General features: G+C 35.0%; 10 protein-coding genes and 2 pseudogenes. 11 read left to right on the forward strand and 1 reads right to left on the reverse strand.

All coding sequences use genetic code 11. The features are described 5' to 3' along the window. Positions 1-71: 71 nt before the first annotated feature. From A3GU_RS0102015 to A3GU_RS0102055, 9 genes are all read left to right on the forward strand, one after another. Positions 72-593, forward strand: a complete 522-nt coding sequence (locus A3GU_RS0102015; RefSeq protein ID WP_018365869.1) for a hypothetical protein — start codon at positions 72-74, stop codon at positions 591-593. 72 nt (positions 594-665) lie between these two features. Beyond that, complete coding sequence (locus A3GU_RS0102020; RefSeq protein ID WP_018365870.1) at positions 666-1,046, forward strand: DUF1149 family protein; 381 nt, start codon at positions 666-668, stop codon at positions 1,044-1,046. Next, the gene (locus tag A3GU_RS0102025) at positions 1,046-1,897 is read left to right on the forward strand and encodes a DegV family protein (protein ID WP_018365871.1); all 852 of its coding nucleotides are present in this window, start codon (positions 1,046-1,048) and stop codon (positions 1,895-1,897) included. The genes A3GU_RS0102020 and A3GU_RS0102025 overlap by 1 nt, the downstream gene beginning before the upstream one ends. 111 nt (positions 1,898-2,008) lie before the next feature. Next, positions 2,009-3,220 carry a CCA tRNA nucleotidyltransferase gene (locus tag A3GU_RS0102030; protein ID WP_018365872.1) on the forward strand — a complete coding sequence of 404 codons (1,212 nt, stop codon included), beginning with the start codon at positions 2,009-2,011 and terminating at the stop codon, positions 3,218-3,220. Further along, a complete protein-coding gene (locus tag A3GU_RS0102035; protein ID WP_018365873.1) occupies positions 3,213-5,084 on the forward strand; it encodes an ABC-F family ATP-binding cassette domain-containing protein in 1,872 nt (623 codons plus the stop codon). Before A3GU_RS0102030 ends, A3GU_RS0102035 begins: the two co-directional genes overlap by 8 nt. 143 nt (positions 5,085-5,227) lie before the next feature. Then, a complete protein-coding gene (locus tag A3GU_RS0102040) occupies positions 5,228-6,970 on the forward strand; it encodes an ABC transporter ATP-binding protein (protein WP_018365874.1) in 1,743 nt (580 codons plus the stop codon). Next, a complete protein-coding gene (locus tag A3GU_RS0102045) occupies positions 6,970-8,739 on the forward strand; it encodes an ABC transporter ATP-binding protein (protein ID WP_018365875.1) in 1,770 nt (589 codons plus the stop codon). The genes A3GU_RS0102040 and A3GU_RS0102045 overlap by 1 nt, the downstream gene beginning before the upstream one ends. Before the next feature lie 135 nt (positions 8,740-8,874). Beyond that, a complete protein-coding gene (gene gdhA / locus A3GU_RS0102050; RefSeq protein ID WP_026216415.1) occupies positions 8,875-10,224 on the forward strand; it encodes an NADP-specific glutamate dehydrogenase in 1,350 nt (449 codons plus the stop codon). An 84-nt stretch (positions 10,225-10,308) separates the two neighbouring features. Continuing rightward, positions 10,309-10,719 (forward strand): peptide deformylase, encoded by a 411-nt coding sequence (locus A3GU_RS0102055; RefSeq protein WP_018365877.1) that lies wholly within the window; start codon positions 10,309-10,311, stop codon positions 10,717-10,719. A gap of 93 nt (positions 10,720-10,812) precedes the next feature. Here the strand turns inward: A3GU_RS0102055 and A3GU_RS0102060 are convergent, their stop codons facing one another. Further along, positions 10,813-12,873 carry a surface-anchored 5'-nucleotidase gene (locus A3GU_RS0102060; protein WP_018365878.1) on the reverse strand — a complete coding sequence of 687 codons (2,061 nt, stop codon included), beginning with the start codon at positions 12,871-12,873 and terminating at the stop codon, positions 10,813-10,815. A 457-nt stretch (positions 12,874-13,330) separates the two neighbouring features. On the opposite strand from A3GU_RS0102060, the pseudogene A3GU_RS09480 reads away from it, so the two are divergent. Further along, a pseudogene (locus A3GU_RS09480) lies at positions 13,331-15,053 on the forward strand (ABC transporter ATP-binding protein). 1 nt (position 15,054) lies between these two features. Beyond that, positions 15,055-16,800, forward strand: a pseudogene (locus A3GU_RS09485) (ABC transporter ATP-binding protein). The last annotated feature ends 54 nt before the right edge of the window (positions 16,801-16,854 follow it).

The raw sequence follows: 16,854 nt of genomic DNA on the forward strand, positions 1-16,854 counted from the left end.
TTCTAAATGAGAATCAGTAAAAAAGAAAACTAAAATCATCCTTTGGGGTGATTTTTTGTTATAATAAGGTTATGAAAACACTCAAAGAAATCTATGAAAATCATTCAGAAATGCCTTACATTCATCCTAAATATGAAAAAGAGTTAATGAGAAAGCCTATTGCTAAAAGAAATATGATTAGGACTGATGAGGGACTTTTGCCAGGGCATCTTATCATGTTGTGGCGAATTAATTTTGGTACTTATAGCACAGCTAGCCCACATCACAAGTATTTTTATACTACTTATGGGATTCATGCAGAACAAGAATTACAATGGCTTATAAATAACCATTATGTTCAGGTAGATTCTCCCTTTACTTCTATGAAAGAATTAGCAGCTCCGCAATTAAAAGAATTCTTAAAAGAAAAAGGTGTTCAAGGTTTATCTAAAATGAAAAGAAGTGACCTTGAAGGAGCTATTCTTGAGCATTATAGCGAGGAAGAATTTGGAAGCTTATTTGAGGTGAGATCTTACAGTCTCTTGGAAAAAGGAATTACAGCCTTAAAAAAATATCCAGAGGTCATTGACAAACATCCTCAGAAAAAATACTAGGCTAAGCCATCTTTTATAATCCTGAAAACTATGCTATAATGGTCAATATCGCGTTCAAGGAGAATAGTAAATATGCAAGTAAAAAGAGAAAAAGAATTTGTAAATCAGTATCATTATGATGCTAGAAATTTGGAATGGGAAAAAGAAAATGGCACCCCTGAAACAAATTTTGAAGTAACTTTTCAATTAATTAATAAAGATGTAGCCCAAAATGAAACAACTATCGTTTCTGTTTTACAATTTACAATTGTAAAAGAAGAATTCGTTATTAGTGGGGTTATTTCACAAATGGTTAGAATACTTGATAAGCTTGTTGATAAACCAAGTGAATTTACGCAAGCAGAAGTAGAGTCTTTAGCGGCTCCCTTATTGGATATGGTTCAACGTTTAACTTATGAAGTGACCGAGATTGCACTTGATAGACCAGGTATTAATTTGGAGTTTAAAAATTAATGAAATTAGCAGTAATAACGGATAATACAGCAGCTATACCAGATAATATAGCCCTTCATCAAGATCTTTATGTCTTAAATATTCCTATCATGATTGAGGGAGAGACCTACTATGAAGGTGTTAATATTAGTTTAGCTGAATTTTATTCAAAAATGGCTCTTTCTAAAGAATTACCTAAAACGAGTCAACCTTCCTTAGTAGAACTAGATAACTTATTAAGTCAACTTTCAACAGAGGGTTACACCCATGTTATTGGTCTATTTTTGGCTGGAGGAATCTCTGGCTTTTGGCAAAATATTCAGTTTTTAATTGGAGAGCATCCAGAACTTACTATTGCTTTTCCTGATAGCAAGATTGCCTCTGTTCCAGTAGGAAATATGATTGCTTCTATTTTTAAGTGGCATGAAGATGATTTACTTTTTCAGGATATCTTATCACGTCTAGAAACTAAAATTAATGGGACATCTGCTTATATTTTAGTAGATGATTTAAATCACTTGGTAAAAGGTGGCCGTCTATCAAATGGATCAGCTTTACTTGGTAATTTATTAAGTATTAAACCTATTTTACAGTTTGATGAAGAAGGAAAGATAGTTGTCTTTGAGAAAGTGAGAACTGATAAGAAGGCTATGAAACGTTTAGTAGACTTGCTAAATGAACAGCATGCAAAAGATGAGTATGATTTTTCAATTATTAACGCCAATGGCTCTGATAAGGCAGCTTATTTAAAGCAGCTTTTAATTGAAAGTGGCTTGCCTGATCAGTTTACAGAGGCTGATTTTAGTGCTGTCATAGGGACTCATTTGGGTTCCAATGCCGTAGGGATTGGTTTCACGCCAAAAGTTAAATAAATAACTTAACATAGGCTAGTCTAACCGTAGTCGTTTCTAGACTTTTTAGGTATAAAGAGAGAACTTTAGAAGCTAAGAGACCTGAGGTCTGTATAGATTAGAGAATATTATATGAAATTAACACGATTGCCTTCTGAATTTCAGGAGGCTTTACCAATATTAAAAAAAATTAAGGATGCTGGTTATAAGGCCTACTTCGTTGGAGGAGGGGTACGAGATATCTTATTAGATCGTCCTATTCATGATGTTGATATAGCCACAAGCTCCTATCCTCAAGAGACAAAATCTATCTTTTCCAGGACGGTTGATATTGGTCTTGAACATGGAACGGTTTTGGTCCTTGAAAATGGGAAAGAATATGAAATCACTACCTTTCGAACTGAGGAAGCTTATGTAGATTACAGAAGGCCAAGTCAGGTTTCTTTTGTACGCTCTTTGGATGAAGACTTAAAGAGAAGAGATTTTACAGTTAATGCCCTTGCCTTAGATGAAAATGGACAGGTTATTGATCATTTCAATGGGCTTGAAGATTTAAAAGTAAAAAAATTAAGAGCTGTTGGTCGGGCTGAGGAACGTTTTGAAGAAGATGCCTTGAGAATTATGCGAGGTTTTCGTTTTGCGGCAAGTCTGGATTTTGATATAGAAGAAAAGACTTTTTTAGCAATGTGTTCTCATGCTCATCTTTTAGAAAAGATTTCGGTTGAACGTTCCTTTATAGAATTTGATAAATTATTGACAGCTGATAATTGGAAACTGGGATTAGGGAAATTAATAGAGGCTGCTGCTTATGATTATTTACCTGGTTTAAAAGGTCAAGCAATAGGACTTAACCGTTTGATTCATTCTATTATGCCCAGCTTTTCGTTTAAAAGGAGCGAGCAGGCCTGGGCCGCTCTTATACTTGAAATAAAAGTTTCAAATGTCAAGCTATTTCTTAAGGGCTGGAAAACATCTAATGATTTTCAGAAAATGGTTAATCAGATTCTATCCTTTTATAAAATTCGCAAGGAAAGAAAAGTGACCTCTTGGGATCTCTACTATTACGGGTTTGAGGTAGCTATGCTGAGTGAGGAGTTAAGAAGGGCTCATGCTTTAGATTATGATTTTGAAGCTTTAAAGGCCATTTATAATAGTCTTACAATCTATGATAAGCATGACATTGTAGTCAATGGTAGTTATTTAATCAAAGAACTTGGGTGTAAGCCAGGTCCTCATCTTGGATACTTGCTAAATCAGATAGAGGTGGCAATTGTGATGGGGGAGTTGGAGAATGATAGACTTGCTATCAAAAACTATCTATTAAAGGAGTTAGACAATGGGTGATTTATTAGTTGATAAACTCAGTAAAACAGTAGGAGATAAAACTGTTTTTAAAGATATTTCATTCATCATACATGACTTTGATAGAGTAGGGATTATTGGCGTCAATGGAACGGGGAAAACTACCTTATTAGATGTATTATCTGAGAAAATAGGATTTGATGGGGACTTATCTCCAATATCAAAAGCTAAAGATTATAAGATGGCTTATCTAACTCAAAATCCTCTTTTTGATGATAGTCATAGTGTTTTAGATACCGTTTTATCATCTGATTTGCCAGAGATGAAGCTCATTCGTCATTATGAATTTTTGATGGCAGATTATTCTGAAGCTAGGCAGGAAGAGCTTGAAAAGCTTATTTCAGAAATGGATAGAAATAATGTATGGTCACTTGAAAGTGAGGTTAAGACTGTTCTTTCAAAACTAGGAATTACCAATTTACAACAAAAAGTTGGGGAATTATCTGGGGGAATGAGAAGGCGAGTTCAACTAGCTCAAGTTCTTCTTGGTAGTGCTGATTTGTTACTTCTTGACGAGCCTACCAATCATTTAGATATTGATACGATTAACTGGCTTACAAATTATCTAAAAACAAGTAAAAAGACAGTGCTATTTATCACTCATGATAGGTATTTTTTGGATAGTTTAGCGACCCGTATTTTTGAGTTAGACAATGCTCAATTGCATGAATACCATGGTAACTACCAAGATTATGTCCGTTTAAAAGCAGAACAAGATGAGCGTGATGCTGCAAACCTCCATAAAAAGAGGCGATTGTATAAGCAAGAGTTGTCTTGGATGCGTAGGCAACCTCAAGCTAGGGCTACCAAGCAAGAAGCTAGGATTAATCGGTTTCACCAGTTAAAGAATAGCATTAGTGATACAACTGATAAACAAGAATTAGATATTCATTTTGAAACGAGTCGGATTGGGAAAAAAGTTCTTCTTTTTGAAAACCTATCCTTTGGCTATGATTCACAGAAACCTTTGATAAAAGACTTTAATTTAATTATTCAGAATAAGGATAGAATAGGTATCATTGGTGAAAATGGGGTGGGTAAGTCCACCTTACTACATCTTATTAATGGTGATTTAGAAGCAACTTCTGGTCGTTTAGAAATTGGGGAAACAATCAAGGTAGGCTATTTTTCACAGCAGATTAAGGATATGGATGATAATAAGCGTCTGATTACATATCTGCAAGAAATTGCTGATGAGGTTAAAACAAGTAATGGTAGAATAAGTATTAGTGACCTTTTAGAACAATTCTTATTTCCGCGTTCTAGCCATGGAAAACTTATTTCAAAATTATCTGGTGGGGAAAAGAAACGTCTTTATCTTTTGAAAATTCTCATTGAAAAACCAAATGTCTTGTTACTAGACGAACCGACCAATGATTTAGATATTGCAACTTTGACGGTTTTGGAGAATTTCCTGCATACTTTTGCAGGTCCTGTTATTACAGTCAGTCATGATAGGTATTTTTTAGATAAGGTAGCAACAAAATTACTTTCTTTTGAAAATGGACAAATCCTTGAATATCATGGTAATTATAGTGATTATTTAGATGAAAAAGCCTTCCAAGAAACAAAAAATACATTAGTGGAGAAAAAAGCAGAACAAGTTTCTACTAATAATCCAGCTGAGAAGAGGAAAATGTCCTATCTTGAAAGGCAAGAATGGGCAAGTATTGAAGATACTATTTTTTCTATTGAAAGTAAAATCGAAGACATTCAAGCAGAAATGCAAAGATTTTCTAGTAATTATGATCACTTAGCACAATTACAGGCTCAGCTAGATGAGTTAAATATAAACCTCATGGAAAAGTACGAGCGTTATGAATACTTAAGTGATTTAGGAAAATAAGTTAAGATTTTATCATAATTATCTCAATGAAAGGAAGAGGCTATTTTCTCCTCCCAAAAATGAGAGTCTATGATAAACTGTAATAACAATAGAAGAAGTGCACATTTGCGCTTCTTTTATAAACAATTAAGAGGAGGTGACAAATGGCTTTAATATGGTCTTATTTGAAAAGGAAAAAGAAATGGTTGTTACTAGATTTAGTAGGGGCTCTCTTTTTTGTTTTAGTTAATTTAGGGTTGCCAACAGTCTTAGCCAAGATGATTGATCAAGGAGTAGCAGGCAAAGATAGTAAGGCTCTTTATTTTTGGGCAATGATTATGTTTGTCATTGTGCTTTTAGGTGTTATAGGACGTATTATCTTATCTTATGCTTCAAGTCAGTTAACGACCACCATGATTAAAGAGTTAAGAAATGATATGTATCAGAAAATCCAAGATTATTCTCATACAGAGTATGAAAAAATTGGAGTCTCTTCTTTGGTTACTCGGATTACAAATGATGCTTTTGTTTTAATGCAATTTGCTGAAATGTCTTTACGAATGGGGGTGGTAACACCACTTATGATGATTTTTTCAGTTGTCATGATACTGGTTACCAGTCCTTCTTTAGCTTGGATTGTAGCAGTATCTATTCCCTTTTTAGCACTAGTAGTTTTCTATGTTGCCCTAAAAACTAAGCCCTTATCTGAAAAACAACAAAAAAATCTCGATAAGATTAATCAGTTGGTTCGTGAAAATTTAACTGGGCTTAGGGTAATCAGAGCCTTTTCTAGAGAAGAATTTCAAGAAAATCGTTTTAATAAAAAGAATGAAGAATATGCTGGAATTTCTAAACAATTATTTATCCTTACAGGTTTAACGGAACCCTTATTTGTACAAATTATTATTGCCATGATTGTGGCTATTGTTTGGTTTGCACTTGATCCTTTAGCTAAGGGGCAATTTAGGATTGGAGATTTGGTTGCTTTTATAGAATATAGCTTTCATGCTCTATTTTCCTTTTTGATATTTGCTAATCTTTTTACAATGTATCCTAGGATGTCTGTTTCTAGTCAAAGAATAAATGAGGTTTTAGACATGCCACTTTCCATATCTAAAAATGAGGATGGTATTAAAGAAAGTGAAAGTCGTGGCTATCTTGAGTTTGACAATGTTACCTTTGCTTATCCAGGTGAAACAGAAAACCCAGTTCTAAATAATATTTCCTTTAAAACTAGGCCAGGAGAAACCATCGCTTTTATCGGTTCAACAGGGTCAGGAAAGTCTTCTCTTGTTAATTTAATTCCTCGTTTTTATGATGTTACCTTTGGTAAAATTTTAGTGGATGGGATTGATGTTCGAGATTATCAGCTCAAGGCTCTTCGGTCTAAAATTGGCTTTATTCCACAAAAGGCTCTTTTATTTACAGGAACTATCGAGGAAAACTTGAAGTATGGTAAAGAAGATGCAAGTTTCCCCGAACTTGATCAGGCTACAGATGTTTCCCAGGCTAAAGAATTTATTGAAAGTCGTCAAGAGGGCTACCAAACTCATCTGGCTGAAGGTGGTAGCAATTTATCAGGTGGTCAAAAGCAAAGACTATCTATTGCCCGTGCAGTCATTAAAAAGCCTGATATTTATATTTTTGATGATTCTTTTTCGGCACTCGACTATAAAACAGATGCTGAATTACGGAAGCGTCTTAAGGAGGTCACTGAAGATGCTACGGTTCTGATAGTAGCCCAAAGGGTTGGAACGATCATGGATGCTGATCAGATTATTGTCCTTGATGAAGGGGAAATCGTTGGTCGTGGAACCCACGAAGAGCTCTTACAAACCAATACTATTTATGCGGAAATTGCTAATTCTCAATTAAATAGTAAATCAAGGCAAGAGGAGGTTGACTGATGTCAGTAAGAAAATTATTAAAACGTCTTTGGTCTTATCTAGGACGTTATAAGTTATCATTAATATCAGCTATTCTTCTCAAGGTCCTCAGTGCTATTATGAGTGTTTTGGAGCCGTTTGTACTAGGCCTTGCAATTACTGAAATTTCCAAAAATTTAATTGATATGGCAAAAGGAGTTGAAGGATCAGGTATCAACAGCAACTATATTGCCTTTATTTTGACCCTATATTTTATCCGTGCCTTATTATTTGAAGTAGGAGCTTATGGATCTAATTATTTTATGACAAAGGTTGTTCAGACCAGTATCAAAGATTTACGGCAAGATCTTAGTCATAAGATTAATCGGATACCAGTATCTTATTTTGATAGACATCAATTTGGGGATATGTTAGGTCGCTTTACCTCAGATGTTGAGACAGTATCTAATGCCTTACAGCAATCTTTTTTACAAATTATTAATGCCTTTTTATCTATTATTCTTGCTATTAGTATGGCTCTTTATATTAATGCCCCTCTAGCGTCCTTATTAATTATAGCTGTGCCACTTATTTATTTCTCAAGTCAGTTTGTTTTAAAAAAATCTCAGCCTTATTTTAAGGAACAGGCAAAAATTTTAGGTGAAATGAATGGCTTTGTCCAAGAAAGGTTAACTGGCTTTAATATTTTAAAATTGTATGGTCGTGAAGAGGCTTCAGAAGAAGAATTTCATCATATTACAAATAGGCTACAAGCAGTTGGCTTTAAGGCAAGCTTTATTTCTGGGATTATGATGCCTGTTTTACATTTTATTTCTGATTCTGTCTATATGATTATTGCCTTGATTTCAGGTTTACAAGTTATAGCGGGAAGATTAACTATTGGTAATATGCAGGCTTTTGTTCAATATACTTGGCAGATTAGTCAACCTATTCAAACTATTACCCAGCTAGCCCCTGTGCTTCAGAGTGCAAGGTCATCTCTAGAACGTATTTTTAGTGTTTTAGATGAGGTAGAAGATTTGTCTGAGCCGAAACATGTCCTAAAAGCTCCTTTGACAGGACAGGTCTCTTTTAAAGATGTTGATTTTAAATATGAAGAAGGTAAACCTCTTATTCAAGACTTCAATTTAACGGTAGAACCAGGAGAGATGATTGCTATTGTGGGTCCAACAGGAGCAGGTAAAACAACGCTTATTAACTTGTTAATGCGCTTTTATGATGTTAATAGTGGTTCAATTACAGTAGATGGTTATGATATTAGAGATTTGTCACGTCAAGCTTATCGTAGTCAATTTGGGATGGTTTTGCAGGATGCTTGGTTGTTTGAAGGAAGTATTAAGGAAAACCTGCAGTTCAGTAATTTACAGGCCGGTGATAAAGCAATTATTGAAGCGGCCAAGACGGCTAATGTTGATCACTTTATCAGAACGCTACCAGGTGGTTATCAGATGATGATGAATCAAGAGTCTAATAATATTTCACTAGGTCAAAAACAACTTTTAACCATTGCCAGAGCCCTATTAGCCGATCCCAAAATTTTGATTTTAGATGAGGCAACGTCATCTGTTGATACGCGTTTAGAATTATTAATCCAAAAAGCCATGAAGGAATTAATGAAGGGGAGAACAAGCTTTGTTATTGCTCATAGGTTATCAACTATTCAAGAAGCAGATAAGATATTGGTTCTAAAAGATGGTCAGATTATCGAACAAGGTACTCATCAGAGCCTCTTAGATAGACAAGGTTTCTACTATGAACTCTATAAGAGCCAATTTAAAAATGCTCAATAATAAAAGAATCTCCCTCTAGCTATGACTTAGCAGGGAGATTTTTAGGATAGCTAGGATAATTGCAATGGCTTGACTAGATTCTTGAGACAATTTATAATGTTTAGTAACTTAATGAAGGTTAGTGAAAGGAAAAAGATGATGACAGGAAAAGAATATGTTGCAAGTGTTTTTGACAGGGTCAAACAGAATAATCCTAATGAAGAAGAATTTTTGCAAGCAGTTGAGGAAGTTTTTCAATCCTTAGAACCTGTTTTTGATAAATATCCTAATTACATTGAAGAAAATATTCTTGAACGCTTGGTAGAGCCTGAAAGGATTGTTTCTTTTAGAGTACCTTGGGTCGATGATCAAGGTAAGGTACAGGTTAATCGAGGGTATCGGGTTCAATATTCCTCAGCCATTGGTCCTTACAAAGGGGGCTTGCGTTTTCATCCATCTGTTAATCAATCCATTGTTAAATTTCTTGGCTTTGAACAAGTCTTTAAAAATTCTTTAACTGGACAAGCAATAGGAGGAGGAAAAGGAGGTTCTAACTTTAATCCAAAAGGGAAATCAAATCTGGAAGTTATGCGTTTTATCCAAAGTTTTATGACTGAACTTCAAAAACATATTGGCCCAGATTTAGATGTTCCTGCTGGTGATATTGGGGTAGGAGCGCGTGAAATTGGGTATCTTTTTGGTCAATACAAGCGTTTAAATGGCTATCAAAATGGTGTCATAACAGGTAAGGGAATTGCTTACGGAGGTTCTTTAGCGCGTCCTGAAGCTACTGGTTATGGGGTGGTCTACTTTGCCAAGCATATGCTAGCATCTAAAGGATATGATTTTAAAGGAAAGACAGCCCTTGTATCTGGTTCAGGAAATGTGGCTATTCATGCTATTGAAAAACTCCATGATCTAGGTGCTAAGGTAATTGCGGCTTCAGACTCTTCTGGTTTTATATATGATGAAAATGGGATTAATTTAGAAACCCTCAAACGCATCAAGGAAGTAGAACGAGGACGCATCAAAGAGTATAAGGAGTCACACCCTCATGCTGTTTACACTTCTGCCCAAGAAAAATCAATCTGGACCATCAAAGCTGATTTAGCCTTTCCTTGTGCTACCCAGAATGAATTAGATGAAAATGATGCTAAGACACTAATTCAAAATGGTGTTATAGCAGTTACAGAGGGGTCTAATATGCCTTCTACCTTAAAAGCTATTCAACTCTTCCATGAAGCTGGTATTTTATTTGCACCTGCCAAGGCAGCAAATGCAGGTGGTGTAGCAGTTTCTGCCCTAGAAATGGCCCAAAATAGTGCTAGAACAGCTTGGACATTTGCTGAGGTCGATGACAAACTCTATCATATTATGAAAGATATTTATAAACATACATCAGCTGCTGCTAAAGAATTTGAAGCAGAAGGTAATTTAGTAGTAGGTGCTAATATAGCAGGTTTCCTTAAAGTGGCGCAAGCTATGTCAGCCCAAGGAATTGTCTAACATAAATGTGTCTAAATGCCAAAAGAACTCTAGTTGGAGTTCTTTTTGTTATAATAAAGAAAAGAAAGTTTAAGGAGTAGAACTGTGATAAAAGATATCGTCAAAGACCCTCTTTTTCTCCAACAAAAGTCTGTCTTGGCTACTAAAGAAGATAAGTGGATTGGCAAGGATTTGCAAGACACTTTGTCCTTTCATAGGGAGACCTGTCTTGGCTTGGCAGCCAACATGATTGGCCAAAAGAAAGAAATTATTATTGTTAGTATGGGATTTGTTGATTTACTTATGTTTAATCCTAAATTGGTTGAAAAAAGCCAACCCTATGAGACAACAGAAACCTGCCTTTCCTTAAAAGGGGCTAGAAAAACAAGGCGTTATCATCAGATTAAGGTAGACTATCTTGATCTAAACTGGCGGAAAAAAAGTTTAAGTCTTACAGGATTAGCTGCTCAAATCTGCCAGCATGAATTAGACCACTTAGAGGGGATTTTAATTTAAAAAATACTAGTTATTACCCTTAAGTTTTTAAGATGGAGATAAGTTTCCAAATGTAAACTTGTGGTAGGTAAGAACTAGTAACGTGTAGTTTTATTAGAACTTAGTGTCTTTTTTCTTTATCACTCTGACAGCAGATAAACTAATCATGCCTAGTAAGGACATTATCAAAGAAGTATTTTCCTCACTCCCAGTTCTAGGGAGTTCTTTTTTTGTAGCATCTTTTTGAAGCGAAACTTGGTCATCTGTAGTAGAAGTAGTAGAGTCTGCTTTTGAAGCATTAACTTGAGGAGAAACTGTTAGCTTATTAAAAGGTGTGAAGAGATCAGATAGGGTTTCAACAAAAATAATCTTTCCTTGTTTATCACGGTAAAGACGTTTGATAATATCATGTCTTCCTTGGCTATCTTGACTTGTAGAACTTTCAAGGACAGCTGTTACGTAGGTTTTGACACCAGATAGGTTAGCAGAAACAGGCTCGTTTTTAGCTTCTAAATCTTTTATGTACTTGATAAATACTTCAGTGTCAGGATTAATAGCACCTAATAGTTTTGCCTTTCGGAAGCTTGCAAAGCCATCACCACCACCATATAAGAAATCATTTATCACTAATTTATAGCTTGCTTTAGGGTCGATTTCTTGACCGTTGTCTTTATAGATTTTCACAACTTTAAATGGTTTAAGAGGATCTGCTAAGTCATTGTCTGTATAAGTGTATTTCAAACCAGACATTTGGAGGAAGTATTTTTCCCCTTCATCATATTGTTCATTTAAGGCATCATAGATATCTTGGCCGGTCATTTCGACCACTTGTAAGATATTACCAAATGGTTGAACAGCTTGTGCGCTACCCCAAGTAATTGTTTTATCTGCTTTTACCAATAAGTCTGAACGAATACCACCATCGTTAGTAATGGCAAAATCAATGTCAGGGTAGGTTTCTTTAGCAACTGTTAGCTGAGCTTTTGTAATCAAATTCCCAACAGCAGATTCCTTATTATCATTTACTTGACGCGAAATGGTATCTGGGGTTGTAGCCTGTCCAATTTTAGCTTCTGTTACTTGTGCAACAATGGTTTTAGCTTGATCAACCATGGTTTGAATTTCACTGCTACCTTTTAGGAGGCCTGGGGCGACAGCAAGTACTTGAGCAGAAGGTGTGTCAATAAAATCTTGGGTGTCAGTGTCTAATTTCCCTCTAACATCAGCATAGGCTTTTCCTTGAGACAAGGCTTGAACAACTCTAGTTTTTCCAATTGTTCCATTAGTGTATTGATGATTATGGCCAGCAAAGACAATATCGACACTATTGTCTGGATAAAGCTTATTAACCTTATTGATGATAGTAGCTATTTCTTCTCCTACACGGCCTTCTTTATCACTAGTTGCAGGAACATGGGCAAGGACTACAATAGCATTCACATTTTTTGCTCTTAATTCTTTGGCATATTTAGCAATAGTCTCTGCCTCATCTAAAAAGTTATACTGTTGGTAGTTTTGTCTTAAAACTAAATTTGGTATTTCAGAAGTTACGATTCCAATAAAACCAATATTTACAGAAGTATTGTTAACAGGTATATTTTTAATAGCATAAGGTTGCCAGCCATAAGGAATTTGACCGCTTTCTTTATCCACAACATTAGAAATAACGATTGTTTGTTTTGAAGGCACATGGTTATAATTTTTAGTAATGTCATTGATAGTTGAGTCAGGTGCAGGAGCTTGACCAGTCATAATGCGGTTATACTCAGCGAGGCCTTCATCAAATTCATGATTACCAAGGGTTCCATATTCAAAGTTCATTTCATTAAAAACTTGAACAGTAGGTTCATCTTGTAAAAGACCTGAATCTGCGGGGCTTGCTCCAACCATATCACCAGCTTGGACGCGAATACTAGTAGCCTCAGGGGTCTTACTTTGATCAGTAAAGTCTTTTTGTGCCTTATCCATATAAGCATCTAGTTGGGCTGCAGTTCCTGCACCAGCTACCTTACCTTCTGGCATATAGGCAGATCCGGTTTGATCAATTGCTCCATGGAAATCATTGACACCAAGAATTTGGACATCCACTTGATCAGCTTGGGCAGAGCCCACCATAACTGTCATACCAGCTACAAGTGCTAGAATGCTACTTTTTAAAACAATGCGCTTTTTCATAATATCTCCTAATGAATAAAATGTGGTACTCATTAAGTTTACTATCTTTTACGGACGAGTTCAATAAAAATTTAATAAAACATAAGGAAAAACTTAAAAATAATTTAATTTTTTATAAAAAATAAGTTTGTAACCGTTTGAAAGACATATGTTTTAAGATAAAAGAATAATAGTTTATGCATTTTATTTTTGAAAGCCCTTACCAAATAGATTATACTATGCTAGTATTTTAATTAAGCTAAATGAAAGGAGAATATGCTAATGAACAATTTAAAGAATTATATGAATATGAACGATTTCAATACTTATCTCCTTTCTGACCGAAAAAGTTAGTTTGTTTTTGTGCAACTAATAATAACAAGCCCGCGGTAGGAAAGGTATCTTATTGCGGGCTTTTTGCGTGGAAAAATCTTGATATATTCTAATATTTACTGGAAAAAGAGAAAAGGAGGATAAGATGTTATCCTTAATTATTCAATATATTAAAAATAAGAAATGGGTTTACATACTTGTTGCCATAAGTCTTATTATTTATGATCTATCACTTATTATACCAACCAAGGTTATTCAAGGCTTGGTTGATCAGATGACCAAGGCTAGTTTAACTTATCAGTCCTTGGTGATTCACTTATTTATTTTATTTCTTGCGACAGTTACTTCTTATGTTACAGCTTACCTTTGGCATTTGAAACTGTTCCAAGAAGCTGTTCATTTTAAATGTGATTTACAACAGAGAGCCTTTAAAAAATTAATTTTTATGCGTAAGCCATTCTACGAAAAATTTAGGTCTGGTGATATGATGACTCGTTTTTCAACAGACGTTGAAGCACTAATGGAATACATAGGATATGGCCTGATGATTATTCTCTATGCAGGAGGGATGATTGTCTTTGTTATTCCAACCATGTTTTTAATTTCTTGGCAAATAACTTTGATTGGAATGCTACCCATCCTTTTGATGATGGTAATGACTTATTTTATTACTCAAAAACAAGAAAAACTGGTGGAGGAAGCGAGAGAAGCCATCTCAGCTTTAAGTGACGAAGTTTTAGAGACGGTTGAAGGCATTCGCGTTATGCGAGCTTATAGTAAAAAGGACTATTTAAGAACAAATTTTAGCCGTAGGACTGAAGATTTAGCTCAACGTTGGAATGAGATTGCTACTTATCGAGGACTCTATTTTCCAATCTACAATGTTATGATTGTAATTAGTACGGCACTTTTATTAGTCACTGGTTTACATTTCATTGAGGAAGGAAAAGTGAGTCTGGGACAGGTAAATCGCCCTGCAGCTTTATTTGGTATCTCTAGTGGAGCCTTTTGGTATGTTATCAGATTATATTTTGGTTCACCAAACTGGTAATAATTCCTTTAATAAGATTAATGAGCTGATTGAAACTAGTGATGATATGGAAAAAGATGGTCACTTAAGCTTGGAAGCATATGATGAGATAGAATTTTTAAATTATTCATTTTCTTATCCTAATAGCAAGGAACTGAGTTTAGTAAATCTTAATCTTAACCTTAAAAAAGGTCAGACCTTAGGAATAATTGGCAAAACAGGTTCAGGGAAAACAACTCTCGTCAAGCAATTCTTAAGACAATATCCAAAAGGTCAGGGGCAAATACTAATTAATAGTCATGATATTTTGGACTATAGGCGATACTCTTTGGAAAGTCGTATTGGCTATGTTCCACAAGAACATATCTTATTTTCTAAGACCGTCCATGCTAATATTGCTATAGGTAAAAAAGATGCTAGTGAAGAAGAAATTACACAGGCTCTACAAACAGCTTCTTTTAGCAAGGATATTAAAAGAATGACTAAGGAGTTAGATACAGAGGTTGGTGAACGAGGCCTATCCATTTCAGGGGGACAAAAGCAGAGAATTTCTATTGCAAGAGCTTTTATATCACAAGCTGATTTGCTTATCTTGGATGATTCCCTCTCAGCAGTTGATGCTAAAACAGAAGTTGATATTATTCATAATATTCAAACACAAAGAAAGGATAAGACAACTATCATTGTTAGCCATCGTTTATCAGCCATTCAGCACGCTGACTTGGTAATTGTTTTAGACCAGGGACGCATTATTGAAAAAGGTAGTCCGGACCAACTGTATGCCTTAAAGGGCTGGTATTATGACCAATATCAAAGACAAGAGCTACAGGAGGTATGATATGTCCTTATTTATAAAATTAATTAAAGAACTAAAAGCAGTTAAACTGTCTTTTAGTCTAGGTATGATCTTATTATTAGTATCAACAGCGGGAAATCAATTTGCTCCCTTGTTGGTAAAACAGATGATTGATAATTATCTAAGTCCGGCCTCAAAAGGATTAGGGGTTTCTTATCATAGTTTTCAAAATAGACTCCTTATTTATTTAGCTATTATTATTTCCACAGCAATCCTACGATATGTCTCATTTAGAACATTGGTCCATGCTTCAAATAACATTATTAGCAACTTAAGAAACAGAGCCTTTGATATCATGCAAAGACTTCCCATTTCTTATTTTGATCATCGCCCTGCAGGTAAGATTGCAACAAGGATTGTTAATGATACTGAAACACTTAGGAATCAATTTTTTGACAATCTCTTATCACAAATTATAATTTGCTTGGTTCAGATTATCTTTATTTACATTGTCATGATTTATTTGGACTTTAAATCTGGCCTAGCCCTTTTAATGGTTCTTCCTATTTTTTACGGAATACAAGTTCTCTATCAAAAAATGACAGATAAAGCCATGACTAACTTTTACAATGCTAGAAGTGCTATCAATACCCAGGTTAATGAGACCATGAATGGCGTCTCTATCATCCAGCTTTATCATAATGAAGATGCTATTTTAGAAGAATTTCAAGAGAATATTGAAAAAATGAAAGAAGCAGATAAGCAAATTATCTTTACGGATTCTATAGCTTCTTGGACCTTAACAGAATTTATTAAATATACTATTATTTCAGGTATCCTAGCTTTTATTGGTTATCAGTTCCTAGAGGGACATGCTAGTGTGACCGTTGGAAAGTTGTTTATTTATATTAATTATTTAACCCGTTTGTTTGATCTCTTAGGAAGCTTGGTAAGGCAATTACCTAATATTCAAAGATCTAGAGCTACTGGGGAAAGACTGATGGCTCTTTTAGAAGAAAAAGTAGAAGAAGATAGTCAAAAATAGCTTATTTTACATTTGGGTGAGGTTACATTTAAGAAGATTAACTTTGCCTATGAAGAGGGTGAAAATGTGTTATCTGATATTTCCCTTCATGTTAAAAGAGGTCAGGCGTTAGCTTTGGTTGGTCATACTGGTTCTGGTAAATCCTCTATTATTAATCTGCTTTATCGTTTTTATGCGCCTCAATCTGGTCATATTACTATTGATGGGCAAGATATTTCCAAATATTCTCGTGAAAGTCTTTGGTCTCAGATGGGAATAGTTTTACAAGATCCTTATTTATTCAGTGGAACCATAGCTTCGAATGTTACGATGGGAAATACTTCTTATGGGGAAGCAGATATTTTAGAGGCACTTGAAAAGGTAGGCGCTGGTCCCATGATTTCACGTTTAGAAAAGGGGATATACCAGCCTGTTTCTGAAAAAGGAGCTTCTTATTCTAGCGGTGAGAGGCAGCTAATCTCATTTGCAAGAACCTTGATTACCAATCCTAAAATCTTAATTTTAGACGAAGCAACTTCACACATCGATACTGAAACAGAAGGAGTTATTCAAAAAGCTATGGAGGTATTAAAGGAGGGGCGCACAACCTTTATTATTGCTCATCGTTTATCAACCATTGCATCTGCTGACCAGATTATTGTTTTGGATAAGGGGAGAATTGTGGAAGAAGGAAACCATAAAGAGCTAATAGAAAAGAATGGAATCTATGCAGAAATGTCTAAATTACAAGAGAAAGTATCCTAAAAGAAAAAGCCTAATCTTATCAGATTTTTTTCTGTCTAGCTAAAAATTTAAAAT

The sequence above is a fragment of the Streptococcus didelphis DSM 15616 genome (assembly GCF_000380005.1).
Taxonomy (GTDB): Bacteria; Bacillota; Bacilli; order Lactobacillales; family Streptococcaceae; genus Streptococcus; species Streptococcus didelphis.